Source organism: Nocardiopsis ansamitocini (genome assembly GCF_030268225.1).
GTDB lineage: Bacteria > Actinomycetota > Actinomycetes > Streptosporangiales > Streptosporangiaceae > Nocardiopsis_D > Nocardiopsis_D ansamitocini.
The window spans coordinates 456,918-470,520 of sequence record NZ_BSQG01000001.1 but is presented as its reverse complement, the minus strand read 5'-3'; the positions used below and the strand labels follow the sequence as shown (position 1 = coordinate 470,520).

The following is a 13,603-nucleotide window of genomic DNA, read 5'->3' as shown; positions in this document are numbered from 1 at the left end:
GGACCGCACCACACCGATGTCACCACTGTCGGCCGCCGCGCCTCCGCGCGGCGGTGCTCCCACGCTCCGAGCCTTTCGCGGCGCGCTGCGCCACGGCGCCGACACCGCCCGATGGCGGTGCCGGTCCCTCCCGCGCGCGTTGCGACGCCCCGCCTGAGCGGCCCACGCGACTCCGGGACACATCCGTGACGTTCCACGAATTTCCCACCGGTGACATCGAGGATCCCAAGTGACTGCACGAACCTGGCCCGAACTCGTCAACGCGCTGCTGGGCGGCGCCTCCCTGTCGGGAGCCGACACCGCGTGGGCGATGAACGAGATCATGTCGGGCTCGGCAACCGACGCCCAGATCGCGGGCTTCGCAGTCGCCCTGCGCGCCAAGGGCGAAGCGGTGGCGGAAGTCTCCGGCCTGGCCCAGGGAATGCTGGACCACGCGGTGCCGGTCACGGTTCCGGGGTCGACCCTGGACATCGTGGGTACCGGCGGAGACCGTGCCCACACGGTGAACGTCTCAACGATGGCGGCCATCGTCGCCGCCGCGGCCGGCGCCCGGGTCGTCAAGCACGGCAACCGTGCCGCGTCGTCCTCCTGCGGTACGGCCGACGTGCTGGAGCGGCTGGGCGTGGTCATCGACCTCGCCCCCCGCCACGCCGCGACGATGGTGGAGAAAGCCGGGATCACTTTCTGTTTCGCCCCGTTGTTCCATCCGTCGTTGCGTTACGCGGCCAAACCGCGGCGCGAACTCGGAGTGCCCACCGTCTTCAATTTCCTCGGACCGCTCACCAATCCCGCGCGGCCCACCGCTTCGGCAATCGGGGTGTTCGATCCCCGCATGTGCGGTGTCATCGCCGGGGTGTTCGCCGACCGCGGGGTGCGTGCGCTGGTCTTCCGCGGTGACGACGGGCTGGACGAGCTGACGACGACCACCACCTCCGCGGTATGGGTCGTGGCTCAGGGGCAGGTCCACGAGGAGCGGTTGGATCCTGCGGACCTCGGCCTGCCGCGCGCGCAGCCCGACGCACTGCGCGGCGGGGACGTCGAGTTCAACGCCCAGGCGGTGCGCGACTTCCTGGACGGGCGTACCGGTGCGGTCCGCGACGCGGTTCTGCTCAACGCCGCGGGCGCGCTGGCCACCGCGGACGGCGTGTCCGGGCCGCTCCTCGACGCGTTGCGCAGCGGACTGGAACGCGCAGCCGAGGCAGTGGACTCGGGGAAGGCCAAAGCCACCCTCGACACGTGGGTCGAGACCAGCCAGTCCCTGGCCAAGCGGGGCTGACCCGCGACCCTTGCTTTCCGCAGACCCATCCGTTCCACGGGCGGATCTGCGGAAGCGGCGGGTCACATTCCCAGGGAGAACGCCGACTCCAGATCGTGGTGGGAGTAGGCGTGGAAGGCGATGTGGGTGTCGGAGGACAGCACCCCCGGGACCTTGTTCACCCTGCCCGGGATGACCTGGGCGAGCTCTTCGTGCTGACGCACCCGCACCAGCGCGATCAGATCCACCCCGCCGGTCACCGAGTAGACCTCGCTGACCCCTTCCAGGTCGGCGATCGCCTCGGCGACCTCCGGGATGCGGTTGACGTCTGCCTTGATCAGCACGATTGCGGTGACCACGGGTTCTCTCCTCGAATTCGCTTGGGATCCGGGTGTCTCAGTGCACGTCGGACAGGCGGGCGCCCGAGCGCCAGCGGACCCGGTAGATCAGCAGTCCACTGGTGAGTCCGGCGATGAAACCATAGACGTGCGCACCATAGGCGGTGTTGTTCTCGGCGTCGGGGGAGATGCTCAGGCTGAGGTACAGGAAATACTGCAGCGCGAAGTAGGCCCCCACCATGAGCCATCCCGGCAGCCGCACCGGGATGAAGCCCAGGACCAGTGTGATGACCCTGCTGCGGAACTGCACCACCAGGTAGGCGCCCAGGACTCCGGAGATCGCACCGGAGGCGCCCACCATCGGAGTCGTACCGATGCCTTCGCCCAGAACGAACCCGTAGCAGGCCACAACACCCGACAGCAGGTAGATGGCCAGGTAGCGCAGCCGCCCGAGGCGGTCCTCCACACACGGGCCGAAAACGAAGAGGTACACCATGTTGCCGAGGAGGTGCAGTGCTCCACCGTGCAGGAACATCGAGCTCACCGACGACATCCACGGCACCTTGGTGTACTCCCCGACGGGGCAGCTGGTGAATGCGGCTGCCTGCTCCGCCGTCAGCTGCCTCCCGGTCAGCAGCTCGGTCGGGAAGGCCGCCCAGTGCAGCAGGTAGACGTCCACCGAGCACAGCCGCGCCCCCAGTTCCGCGCTGTACCAGACGGCCAACTGCGACATCGGTGACAGCAGGTAGACCGTGACGTTGGCGGCGACCAGCAGGTAGGTGACGATCGGTATCCGGCGCACCGGGTAGTCGTCGCTGAGTGGGATGCCGGCCATCGAACCCTCGTCGTTTTAGGTGGGGAGCTGTCGGTGAGCGTGGTCCCGGTCACCGCTGGGTGAAGGGTGCGGCCCGGTCCCAGTCTGTCAGCCCCAGGTACTTTTGCGCGCCGTTGAGCGGGCTCGCCCAGTCGTGTTCCAGTTCCAGCAGCCGCACCAACGGGCCCTCCAACCAGCGCAGCACGCATTCGGTCTCGGCCGCACTGGCCCTGGGGGCCGGCCCACGGCCCGGAGCGACTGTCTCGGCGGTGTCCACCAGTGCTTTGAGAAAGGAATGCGGATCGGAGCCCGGGGGCATTCGTGCGGTCCCGGCGAGCCGTCCGTGGCGTACCACGCACAGTTCCCAGTCGGGGCCGTCCGGGCGTGCGGCTACCAGGTGCGCCACCGTCGCGATCGCCTGCAGGCGCTGGGCGCGCGTCGCGCCTTTCACGAACGCCGCCAGCCGGTCGCGGTGGACCGCGGCCTCCTCGTAGCGCAGTTGCCCGGCGAGGTCGGCGATGTGCGCGGTGAGTGCCTCCACCACTGGGGAGACGTCGGCCGACATCGCGTGGGCCGCGGCTGCGGTGTGCGCGGAGTACTCCTCGACGTCCTCCGCCCCTTCGCACGGCGCGCCGCAGCGTCCCATCCCGGCCAGCGCACAGGCTCTGACCGGTCGGGACGCCTTGATGCGCTGGGTGCACTGGCGGATGCGAAACGTCTGGTGCACCGCTTCGCGGGCCAGCTCGGCCTCCCGCACACTGGAGAAGGGGCCCAGATAGGCGTGGGCGTCGCCGTCGGTCCTGCGCACGACCGACAGCCGCGGGAACGTCTCGCGCGTCAGTTCTACCCACGGCAGCCGTTCGGCGTTGCGTGAGCGCCGGTTGTAGGTCGGACTACGCTCGGTGATCAACCGCAGTTCGCGCACCTCGGCCTCCAGCGCGGTCCCGCACACGATCGGGGTGACCCGCTCGGCCAGTCCGACCATCTCGCGCACCCGGGAGCGGGTCTCGGAGGCGGTGAAATAGGACTGTACGCGTTTGCGCAGGTTGGTGCTCTTGCCGACGTAGAGTGCCGCACCTGCTGCGTCCTCGAACACGTAGACGCCCGGCTTCTGGGGGAGGCCCTCGGCCAAATGCCGTTTGCCCCGCTGGGCCGGTGTCGGGGCGCTGCGAAAGGACCGCAGTTCCTCCCAGGTCTGCACCCCGTAGGGGCCCAACCGCTCGAACAGGCCGTGCAGGACTCCCGCAGTGGCCCGCGCGTCCGCCAGTGCGCGGTGCGTCGGCTGGTCGGCGGCACCGAAGAAACCCGCCAGGGTGGCGAGCTTGTGGTTGGTGATCTCGTTGCGCGACACCAACCGACGGGCCAGGGGCAGGGTGTCCAGTACGGGGTACCCCGGCCAGTCCACATCGTGGGCGGCGCAGGCGGACTTCAGAAAACCGATGTCGAACGGAGCGTTGTGGGCCACCAGGACGATGGTGGGATCCGGCCCGACGAACGACAGGAAGTCGGGCAGCACTGCTGCGACCGGGGGAGCGGAGTCGACCATGGCCTGGCTGATCCCGGTGAGCAGCGTGATGAACGGCGGTACGGGTTCACCGGGGTCCACCAGCGTCTCGAACTCTGCCAGGACCTCCCCTCCGCAGACTTTGACCGCGCCGATCTCGGTGATGCCGGCTCCGCGGTCAGGGCGCGAGCCGGTGGTCTCCAGGTCCACGACCACAAATGTCGTGGCGGAGAGAGGGGTTCCGAGTTCGTCGAGGGTTGCCTGCATCGGCAGGTGGGGTTGGGCCACCCGGTCAGGGTACGCGTGGGTGCGGACGCGGGCGGGTTCGGTCGGCCAGGTCGTCCATGAAGGCGCTGCCCCGCCCGCGCTCCCCAGCCTCCTCCCAGCGCGACCGTGGAAAGATGAGGGACGCATCATTCGTTGATCCGCACCGGGGATTCTCGGCGACGGCCGTGTTCTCCGGGTACTTTCGCGCGCCTGGCAAATAGGGTCGGAACCCATGGAGGAGGACAAGGCTGTGAGCATTTCGGTGCCGACCGGTAACCAGAGGTGGCGCTGCAAGCAGTGCGGGAACCTGACGCGTTTTGACGTCACCCGTACGGTCCGTGCGCGCGACTACCTGCACTTCGACCTGTCCGGGGAGGGGCAGGTGGAGGAGCGTGAGGTGCTGGCCGAAACCGTTGAGCAGGTGCGCTGCCGCTGGTGCTCAGCGGCCGACTCCGTTGAGTTGGTCGATCGCCCCGCCGCCGATGAGGCTGCCAATGGGTCCGGGAGCGTGGCGCACCCATGAGCGGCGAGAGCGAGGGGGAGGAGCCGGCCGAGACCGCCCAGGAGTCCGCAGGCGAGTCCGCCGGTGCCGAACGTCCGGCCAGACCGCTGCCCGAGGCCGTGCGTGCCCGGGTCATCGAGTACGGCTCGGAGATCCTCGGGGTGTTGCCCACTGGCGACCTTCCTCCGATGTTGCGCAAGGTCGCCCGGTTCGAGCCGAGGCGCCGTGCCCGGCTGGCCGGCCCGCAGATCGCTGCGCAGTTGGAGAGCGACCCCCAATTCCGTGTCCAGGTCGCCGAACGGATGCGTCAGGCATGGCCCCAGTTGGCCGAGGAGATCACGGAGGGCGAGGTCCCGCCGGCAGCCGATCCGGTAACGGTGGCCGCCACCGCCTACCTCCTGCGGCCCGAGGGCTGGGCGGCGATGGTCGACAGCCTCCACACCGAACTGGAGCGTCAGGAGACCGCGAAAGAGGCCGACGCCACGGCCGAGGAGGTGGCGCAGCTCCGCGACCGTCTGGAGGAGACCAAGAGCGAGCACCGTGCCGAGTTGCAACGACTGCGCACCGACCTTCGCGATCACAAGTCCGAGATCACCGAGCTGCGTCGCAAGGTCCATGTCGAGCGGCAGCGTGCCAAGGAGGCGGTCGCCTACGCCAGGAAGATCGAGGCCGAGGCGGGTGACCGAAGCGGAACCGCCGCGGCCCAGGTCAGTTCGGTGGAGGCGGAGAACCGGCGGCTGCGCAACAAGCTCGCTGCGGCCGAGGCCCAGGTGGAGAACGCCCGTCGGGCCGCGCGGGTCGGCCGCAGCGCCGAGGAGTCGCGCCTCCGCGTGCTCATCGACGTGCTCCAGGACGCGGCCCATGGGCTGCGCCGTGAGCTCGCGCTGCCCACGTCGATCACGTTGCCCGCCGATCTGATCGCGGACGAGACCCAGACCCGTTCGACCGGGGTCCCCGCACGGGGCCTGCCCGACGACGACCCCGGTCTCATCGACCGGCTCCTGGTCATGCCGCGCATCCACCTGCTGGTGGACGGTTACAACGTCACCAAGACCGGATACGGGACCCTGCCGCTGGCCGACCAGCGCAGCCGGTTGTTGGCCAGCCTCGAAGGGTTGGCGAGTCGGACCAAGTCCGAGATCACCTGCGTGTTCGACGGTGCGGAGGTGGAGGCACCGCTCGCGTTGTCGGCGACCAGGCGGGTCCGCCTGCTCTTCAGTGACCCCGGCGAGACCGCGGACGAGCTGATCATCCGACTGGTTCGAGCTGAACCGGAGGGGCGGCCGTTGGCAGTGGTCACCTCGGACAAGGAGATCGTGTCGGCCGTGCGCCGCGAGGGTGCGCGCACGGTCGCCTCGGCGCTGCTGCTTCGCCGGCTCGACTGAAGCCGGGAAAGGTCTGTCGTTCGGACCGGCCGGATGCTATGGGGAACCGCTGAATGTCGGCCATGGCACATCGGTCGCTTTTCCGGTGAAATCCGTCGGGTGCCCGGATGGCGTAGGGTCCGTGGTCCACAACCGCGCTGCCGTCCGACGGCGCTCTGAAGAGGCCCGATCGGTGCCGGAGGGTCCGTCGACCGGTGATGAAACGGACGATTCGGATGGGTGGTGCGCCCCCGGGTGGGGCGGATATCCCGTTGTGTCCGCACCGATGGCCGACGCTCCTGGTTGAGCCTGGGGGAGCGTTCCGCTAGGTTCTATCCGGAGCCATGGACGAGCGCCCGATGGTTGTGACATTCGCGCCCCTGGCTCACGCGTCCTGTTCGCGGACGCACATCCCCCTCTTACCCACCTCTCAGCGGACTTGATCAAAGGAGCGTGTACCGCCCATGACCAACAACGGTGGACGGCGCGCGGCCCGCCGGATCGCGGCCGGCCTCAGCGTCATGGCGGCGGGCGGTCTGATTCTGCCCGCCGGTGTCGCACACGCCGACCCCACTCAGGAAGAGGTCGAGCAGACGCTCGAGGACCTCAATGAGGAGGTCGGCAGCATTGTCGAGGAATACAACCAGGCCAAAGAAGAGTACGACACGGTCAAGAAGAAGGCCGACGAACTCGACAAGCAGGTCGGTGACGAGGAAGAGCGCTACGAGGAGCTGCGCGACAGCGTCGCGGCCTTCGCCAGCGCGGCCTACCGGTCCAACAACCTCGAATCCACCTCCAGCCTGCTCACGGTGGAGAACCCCGAGGACATCCTCGACCACTCCGCCGACATCGGCTACCTCTCGGAGAACCAGCAGAGCCAGCTGGACGAGTTCGAGGGTTCCTCCGAGCGCCTGATCAAACTCAAGCAGGAGAACGACGAGCTCCTGGTCGAGGCCAAGAAGCAGAAGGACGAGCTGGAGGAGAAGAAGGAGGAGGTCGAGGCCAAGATCGCCGAGCAGGAGGAACTGCTCGAGCAGTTCCCCGATGCGGACCCCAGCCCCAGCGGTTCGGCCGACGGCAGCGGTGCTGTCGGCGGGAGCTACACCGGTTCGGCCTCGGGAAGTGCGGCCAGTGCCCTCGACTTCGCCTACGCCCAGATCGGCAAGCCCTACGTCTACGGCAGCGCCGGCCCGGGCAGCTTCGACTGCTCCGGTCTGATCATGCGTGCCTGGGGCGCGGCCGGCGTCTCCCTGCCCCGCACCACCTACGGGCAGGCCGAAGCCGGACAGCGGGTCAGCTACGACGCCATGCAGCCCGGCGACATGATCTTCTTCTACGGCGGTCTCACCCACGCCGGCCTGTACGCGGGCAACGGCCAGATGGTCCACGCCCCGCGCACGGGCAAGAACGTCGAGGTCGTTCCGTTGGCCGGGTACTGGGACGGGCAGTTCCAGTTCGCCGTTCGCCCCTAGAGGTCCGCCCCTCCAGTCGTGTGACCTGCGGCTGAGGGGGTTTCCTCTTCCCGATGGCCTTCTTCGGGCGGCCGGGCCGAGGAGACGCTGTTCACATTATTTCAGGCGCGATCGCGGCCCGTGGGAGACCTCCCGCGGGCCGCGATCGCTGTTCCAGGGCTTGCCGATACTGGGCTGCGCGATTTTCGGACGAACGTATGTCTTAATTATGGCTTTTGCGAATACTGCCATCAAAATAACGAATTGGTTGAGATGGGGGGCGGGGATGCACTATGTTCATCGCCGAGTGGAGTCGTCATTCTCGCCATCACCAGGATGGCAGCGACCCCTCCCGCCGAACTCCGTGACGCACTCGCAATCCATCCCAGCGCGCGGAGGCCGAAGAACCTCCTCAACGGCCCGTACCCCCACCAGTCTCGGGCCACACGGGCAAGTTCCCTTCCGGGTGAATCAGCGCCGGTTCGTGCCGGGGCTGTAGGGCCCCCTGTTCAGCAGCCCGAACCCACGCAGTCTTGTCTCGGTAGGCGGAGATGGGAGAAAGGTGTGCCACAACCGTGGATAAACGCCATGATCGTGGCTCTTACCGTCGCCGGCTGGCGGCCGTAAGCGTTCTCGCCGCAGGAGGACTCGTCGTCTCCCAGGGTGTGGCCTTCGCGGATCCCACCGCGGCCGACGTCCGGGAGAAGATCGAGGAGTTGGAGGCCGAGTTCTCCGGCCTCAACGAGACCTACAACACGGCCAAGCAGGACCACAAGGCCGCGAAGAAGAAGCTCGACGAGATCAAGGGTGACCTCAAGGACACCCAGGAGAGCTTCGACGACCTGCGTGGCTCGGTGCGCACGCTGGCCAGCGCCGCCTACAGCGGCGCCGACTACAGTTCCCCGGTCTTCCTGATCGGCTCCAGCGGCCCTGAGGACATCCTCGCCCAGGCCGCGGACCTCGGTTACCTCTCGGAGAACCAGCAGAGCAGCCTCGACCGCTACGTCGAAGAGCGCGACAAGCTGGAGAAGCTCGAAGCCCAGGCCGAGACCACCGAGCAGGAGGCCCAGGACAAGCTCGATGAGGCTGAGGAGGCCAAGGAGCAGGGCGAGGCCAAGATCGCCGAGCAGGAGGAACTGCTCGAAGAGCTCACCGCCGAAGAGCGTGCCCAGGCCACGGCCGGGGTCGGCGACGCAGGAGTGAGCAACGCGGGCACCGGCGGAGGTGGCTCGTCCTCCTCGGGGGGTTCCTCCTCAAGCGGTGGGGCCAGTTACGACGGGCCGGCGACCGGCAACGCCAAAACGGCGTTGGACTTCGCCTTCGCCCAGGTCGGCAAGCCCTACGTCTGGGGCGGAACGGGGCCTGGCGGTTACGACTGCTCGGGCCTGACCCAGGCTGCCTGGCGCGCCGCAGGCGTGAGCCTGCCGCGTACCTCCCAGCAGCAGTTCGGTGCCGGACAGCGCGTCTCCTGGGACAACCTCCAGGCAGGGGACCTGCTGTTCTTCTACGGTTCTTCGCCCACGCACGTGGGGATGGCCACCGGAGACGGCCGAATGGTGCACGCCTCCACCTCGTCCAAGCCGATCGGCGTGGTGGACCTGAGCTCCTACTACCGTGGCGTGTTCGTCGGAGGCATCCGGCCCTAGCCGCCGCACACGACGGTGCCCCGCCTCCCTGGCAAGGGAGGCGGGGCACCGGTCGTTTCGGGGCCGGCCTGGGCGCCCTTCGGGCTTCTCGGCTGCCGAACGGGTCAGGCGGAGTAGAGCCGGTCGATCTCGTCGCCGAACTGTTTGGCGATGACGTGCCGCTTGATCTTGAGGGAGGCGGTCATCTGCCCGGACTCCTCGCTGAAGTCCACGGGCAGGATGGTGAACTTGCGGACCGACTCGGCCGTGGAAACCGCCTTGTTGCCCTCGTTCACCGCCTCCTGCACGGCCGCGCGCAGGTCGGCGTCGTCCACGAGGTCGGCGATGGAGCCCGTCTTGTTGTTCTGCTTCTTCCAGAACTCCAGTGCCTCGGCGTCGACGGTGATCAGCGCGGAGACGAAGTTGCGGTTGTCGCCGACGACCATGCACTGGCTCACCAGGACGTTGCCCCGGATCCGGTCCTCGATCACCGCGGGGGCGACGTTCTTGCCGCCCGCGGTCACGATGATCTCCTTCTTGCGGCCGGTGATGCGCAGGTAACCGTCCTCGTCCAGGCTGCCCAGGTCACCGGTGCGGTACCAGCCGTCTTCGTTGAACGACTCAGCGGTCGCCGTGGGGTTGTTCCAGTAGCGCCGCATCACGTGGTCGCCCTTGGCGAGGATCTCGCCGTCGTCGTCGATCCGGATCGCGGTGCCGGGCAGTGCGCGTCCCACGCTGCCGATGCGGTTCTCCTCGGGGCCGTTCACCGAGGTCGGTGCGGAGGTCTCGGTGAGGCCGTATCCCTCAAGGACGGTGAGCCCGATCCCGCGGAAGAAATGGCCGAGCCGGTCGCCCAGCGCCGATCCGCCCGAGACCGCGTGCTTGGCCTCGCCGCCCAGCGCGGCCAGGATCTTGCCGTAGACGAGCTTGCTGAACACCGCGTGCCTGGCACGCAGGCCGAGGCCCGGCTTTCCGGCGTCCAATGCCTTGCTGTAGGCGATGGCGGTGTCGGCGGCCGCGTGGAAGATCCGCCCCCGTCCCTCCGAGGTGGCCTTCTGCTCGGCCTTGTTGTAGACCTTCTCGAACACCCGGGGCACGGCCAGCAGGAAGGTCGGTTTGAAGACGCCCAGGGTGTCGATCAGTTCCGGCCCGGTGCTGGGGAAGTGGCCCATCACGGTCTTGGATTCCACACAGCCGAGTTGGATCAGCCGCGCGAAGACGTGCGCCAGCGGAAGGAACAGCAGGGTCGCACGCCCCTCCATCGTGAAGATCGGCTTGAGGGGCCCCTCGATGACGTTCCGGATGTCGAAGAGCAGGTTGCGGTGGCTCAGTTCGCACCCCTTGGGGCGCCCGGTGGTGCCGGAGGTGTAGATGAGCGTGGCGAGATCGTCCGGCGTGCCGGCGGTGCGGCGCTCCTCAAGGGTGGAATCGGCGATTTCGGTCCCCGTCGCGACCAGTTCCTTGAGGGAGCCGCCCTCGATCTGCCAGGTGTGCGCGAGCTCGGGGAGTTCGGAGCGGAGAGCGGCCACCCGCTCGGTGTGCTCGCCGGTCTCCACGAAAACGGCCTTGCTCCCGGAGTCGCCGAGGATCCACGTGAGCTGCTCGTCGGAGGAGCTCTCGTAGATCGGCACGACCACGCCCCCCACGCTCCAGACGGCGTAGTCGATGACCGTCCACTCGTAGCGGGTGCGCGAGATGAGTCCGACCCGGTCCCCGTGACCGATACCCGCTGCGATCAGCGCTTTGGCGATTCCCACCACGTCGTCGTGGAACTCCTTGACCGTGACGTTGTGCCACTGGCCCGATTCCTGCCGCTTGAACATCACGGCGGAGGGCTCCTCCGCGGCACGGGCGAACACGGTGCCGGTCAGGCGCGCGTCGGGGGAAAGCTCGACCTTTGGCGGACGGGAGTACTCGCGCACTTGTTCAGCTCCTGCACTAACTGGGTTACACAAGGGGACGTGATGACGGTAACAAGTTCCGCCGACAGCTGGTAGAACCGGTTCTCATTCGGTATTGGACGGTGATCCCCGCTTGAGGGCTGGTCACGCGACCCCTGCCGCGCGATACCCGTTCGATCGGGAATCACTGCGGTACCCGAGGCCGGAGAAGGCCAAGTATGCACGGAGCAGAGAGGTTTTGCGGCCTTTGTCCTCCTGGTTCGGCGGAGGAGGTGGATCTCGGGCCGATTCCGCGGGGCGCGTGTTGTGACCGCCGCCCTCGTGAGCGAAGGTGGGGCGCATCCACCCCGACCTCCAGTGAGGAAAACCGCCGATGAGCGACCACACCAGTTCCGCCGTCACGATCAGTGCGCCTCCGGCCGACATCCTCGGCGTGATCGCGGACTTCGCGTCCTATCCCGACTGGGCCGACGGCATCAAGGCCGCCGACGTCGTGGAGCACGGGGCCGACGGGCGCCCCGCGCGGGTGCGTTTCACCATCGACGCCGGACTGGTCAAGGACACCTACACCCTCGGGTACTCCTGGGACGGGCTCGGAGTCAGGTGGGAACTGGTGGAGGCGGGCAGCGCGCTGTCGGCCATGACCGGTTCCTACACGTTGGCCGAGCAGTCACCGTCGGCCACCGACGTCACCTACGAACTGTCGATCGCCCTGCGCGTACCGGTTCCCGGCATCATGCGGCGCCGTGGCGAGCGCCAGATCGTGGACACCGCGCTCAAGGGGCTGCGGCGGCGGGTCGAACGGGGGTGAACCGCCCTGAGGCCGTATCGGGGATTCCCCTGGTTTCGCAGGAGGGCGGAACTCCTGGCGGCCACGGCCGGTTAACGTGACAGCAGAGACCACGAACAGGCAGGTGACCCATGGCTCAGCCCACTCCTGATTCCGGGAATTCCTCGGACATCATCGACGACGCCCTCCGGCTGGTCGACGCGCTCCAGCGCAAGCTCATCATCGCGGGCGTACGCAAGGGGGTCTCCAGTATCGCCTCTCCACCACCGCACAAGGGCGACGTGTGGGAGGAGGCGGTCAAGGAGGAGCCCGCCACTCCGCCACCGCTGCTCGACCAGGTGGTCGGTATCGCACGTACGACCCTGCCGGAGGTCGGCCGCCATCTCGGGCAGGCCGGAACGCTGATGTTCGGCGCCTTCGGGCGCACCCTGTCGGCTGTGGAGCGCTCCTTCCAGGAAAACGCGGCCCGGCGATCGGACGAGGAGACACCTGACAACGTGACCCCTCTCAAACCGCGCGACTGATCCGGAGCCGACTCGACCCGCAGGCCCCGCAGTCTCCGGCTGCGGGGCCTGTGCGGTGTCCCAGTCTTTTCAACCATGGCGATTTCGCCCATTATGGGGTGGGTCACGGTTGCCGCACCCCCATAGGGGCAGACGGGCGCGGCGGTCGTCCGGCTCCGTTGCGGGCCGTGCGCAGGCCACCCGAACGCCATCGGAGGGGCCACCGGTATAGTCCAATGGTTTACTCCAATTGATTCGCCCCTGGCGGCGCGCGAACGCGGGTCGGGCATGCAACGTGAAAAGGAGCCGTCCATGCGGTTGACGATCGGCGTGGACATCGGCGGCACGAAGGTGGCCGCCGGCGTTGTCGACCCGGACGGTCGGATCCTGGAGAAGGTCAAGTACCCCACCCCTTCCATCAGCAGCGACGCAATCGCCGACGTCGTCTGCGACGCCATCGAGGAACTGCTCGCCCACTACCCGCAGGGGCAGATCGAGGGGGTGGGAGTGGGAATGGCGGGCTTCGTCGACGAGACCCGCTCCACCGTCGTCTTCGCCCCCAACCTTGCCTGGCGCGGAGAACCGCTCAGGGAGCGTATCCAGCGTCGTGTCGACCTCCCGATCGTCATCGAGAACGACGCCAACGCCGCGGCCTGGGGAGAGGCGCGCTTCGGCGCGGGGCGCGGTGTCGGCCACGTGGTCTGCGTGACCCTCGGTACCGGAATCGGTGGTGGGGTGATCATCGACCACCAGTTGTTCCGCGGACGATACGGGATCGGGGCCGAGATCGGGCACTACCGGATCGTCGCCGACGGTCGTCGTTGTGGTTGTGGCAACCGCGGCTGCTGGGAGCAGTACGCCAGCGGGCGAGCACTCGTCGCAGAGGCCCAGGACCTGGCCAAGACGGCACCGCTGCGGGCCGAGCGGCTGCTCAAGTCGGCTGAGGGCGACCCCGAGCGCATCCAGGGCCAGGCCATCACCGAGGCCGCCCTCGCAGGAGACCCCGCTGCCCTGGAGTGCTTCCGCGTCGTCGGCGACTGGGTGGGACAGGGGCTGGCCGACATGGCGGCGATCCTCGACCCCGAGCGCTTCGTCATCGGTGGCGGTGTCTCCGACGCCGGCGACATCCTCATCGGCCCGGTCCGCGAGTCGTTCGCCCGCCACGTCACCGGTCGCGTCGTGCGCACCCTCGCCGACATCCGGGTGGCCGAACTCGGTTCCGAGGCCGGCATCGCCGGAGCCGGAGACCTCGTTCGCCTCTGAGGGCCGTTTTGCGATACCGCTGTCGG

At 68.2% G+C, this 13,603-nt stretch carries 12 protein-coding genes; 8 read left to right on the top strand and 4 right to left on the bottom strand.

Annotation, left to right across the window (positions count from 1 at the left end):
* The first annotated feature begins 229 nt into the window (after positions 1-229).
* Positions 230-1,276 carry an anthranilate phosphoribosyltransferase gene (gene trpD, locus QSJ59_RS02140; RefSeq protein WP_285756946.1) on the top strand — a complete coding sequence of 349 codons (1,047 nt, stop codon included), beginning with the start codon at positions 230-232 and terminating at the stop codon, positions 1,274-1,276.
* A 62-nt stretch (positions 1,277-1,338) separates the two neighbouring features.
* Here trpD and QSJ59_RS02135 read toward each other — a convergent pair whose 3' ends face one another.
* From QSJ59_RS02135 to QSJ59_RS02125, 3 genes are read right to left on the bottom strand one after another with little or no spacing between them, the layout of a single operon-like run.
* Positions 1,339-1,614 (bottom strand): Lrp/AsnC family transcriptional regulator, encoded by a 276-nt coding sequence (locus tag QSJ59_RS02135; RefSeq protein WP_285756945.1) that lies wholly within the window; start codon positions 1,612-1,614, stop codon positions 1,339-1,341.
* A gap of 37 nt (positions 1,615-1,651) precedes the next feature.
* Positions 1,652-2,428 (bottom strand): rhomboid family intramembrane serine protease, encoded by a 777-nt coding sequence (locus QSJ59_RS02130; RefSeq protein WP_285756944.1) that lies wholly within the window; start codon positions 2,426-2,428, stop codon positions 1,652-1,654.
* 49 nt (positions 2,429-2,477) lie between these two features.
* Positions 2,478-4,199, bottom strand: a complete 1,722-nt coding sequence (locus QSJ59_RS02125) for a DEDD exonuclease domain-containing protein (RefSeq protein WP_432707399.1) — start codon at positions 4,197-4,199, stop codon at positions 2,478-2,480.
* A gap of 229 nt (positions 4,200-4,428) precedes the next feature.
* Between QSJ59_RS02125 and QSJ59_RS02120 the strand changes: the two genes are divergently transcribed.
* From QSJ59_RS02120 to QSJ59_RS02105, 4 genes are all read left to right on the top strand, one after another.
* Positions 4,429-4,701, top strand: coding sequence for a hypothetical protein (locus QSJ59_RS02120; RefSeq protein ID WP_285756943.1), 273 nt, complete (start codon positions 4,429-4,431; stop codon positions 4,699-4,701).
* Positions 4,698-6,065: an NYN domain-containing protein gene (locus QSJ59_RS02115; RefSeq protein ID WP_285756942.1), complete on the top strand. Its 1,368-nt coding sequence runs from the start codon at positions 4,698-4,700 to the stop codon at positions 6,063-6,065. Before QSJ59_RS02120 ends, QSJ59_RS02115 begins: the two co-directional genes overlap by 4 nt.
* A gap of 443 nt (positions 6,066-6,508) precedes the next feature.
* Positions 6,509-7,516 carry a C40 family peptidase gene (locus QSJ59_RS02110; protein WP_285756941.1) on the top strand — a complete coding sequence of 336 codons (1,008 nt, stop codon included), beginning with the start codon at positions 6,509-6,511 and terminating at the stop codon, positions 7,514-7,516.
* Positions 7,517-8,070: 554 nt separating this feature from the next.
* Complete coding sequence (locus QSJ59_RS02105; protein ID WP_285756940.1) at positions 8,071-9,141, top strand: C40 family peptidase; 1,071 nt, start codon at positions 8,071-8,073, stop codon at positions 9,139-9,141.
* A gap of 104 nt (positions 9,142-9,245) precedes the next feature.
* Here QSJ59_RS02105 and QSJ59_RS02100 read toward each other — a convergent pair whose 3' ends face one another.
* Positions 9,246-11,042 (bottom strand): AMP-dependent synthetase/ligase, encoded by a 1,797-nt coding sequence (locus QSJ59_RS02100; RefSeq protein WP_285756939.1) that lies wholly within the window; start codon positions 11,040-11,042, stop codon positions 9,246-9,248.
* A gap of 352 nt (positions 11,043-11,394) precedes the next feature.
* Between QSJ59_RS02100 and QSJ59_RS02095 the strand changes: the two genes are divergently transcribed.
* From QSJ59_RS02095 to QSJ59_RS02085, 3 genes are all read left to right on the top strand, one after another.
* Positions 11,395-11,832, top strand: a complete 438-nt coding sequence (locus tag QSJ59_RS02095; protein ID WP_285756938.1) for an SRPBCC family protein — start codon at positions 11,395-11,397, stop codon at positions 11,830-11,832.
* A gap of 110 nt (positions 11,833-11,942) precedes the next feature.
* A complete protein-coding gene (locus QSJ59_RS02090) occupies positions 11,943-12,335 on the top strand; it encodes a hypothetical protein (RefSeq protein WP_285756937.1) in 393 nt (130 codons plus the stop codon).
* 291 nt (positions 12,336-12,626) lie between these two features.
* Positions 12,627-13,577 (top strand): ROK family glucokinase, encoded by a 951-nt coding sequence (locus QSJ59_RS02085; protein ID WP_285756936.1) that lies wholly within the window; start codon positions 12,627-12,629, stop codon positions 13,575-13,577.
* Positions 13,578-13,603: the final 26 nt, after the last annotated feature.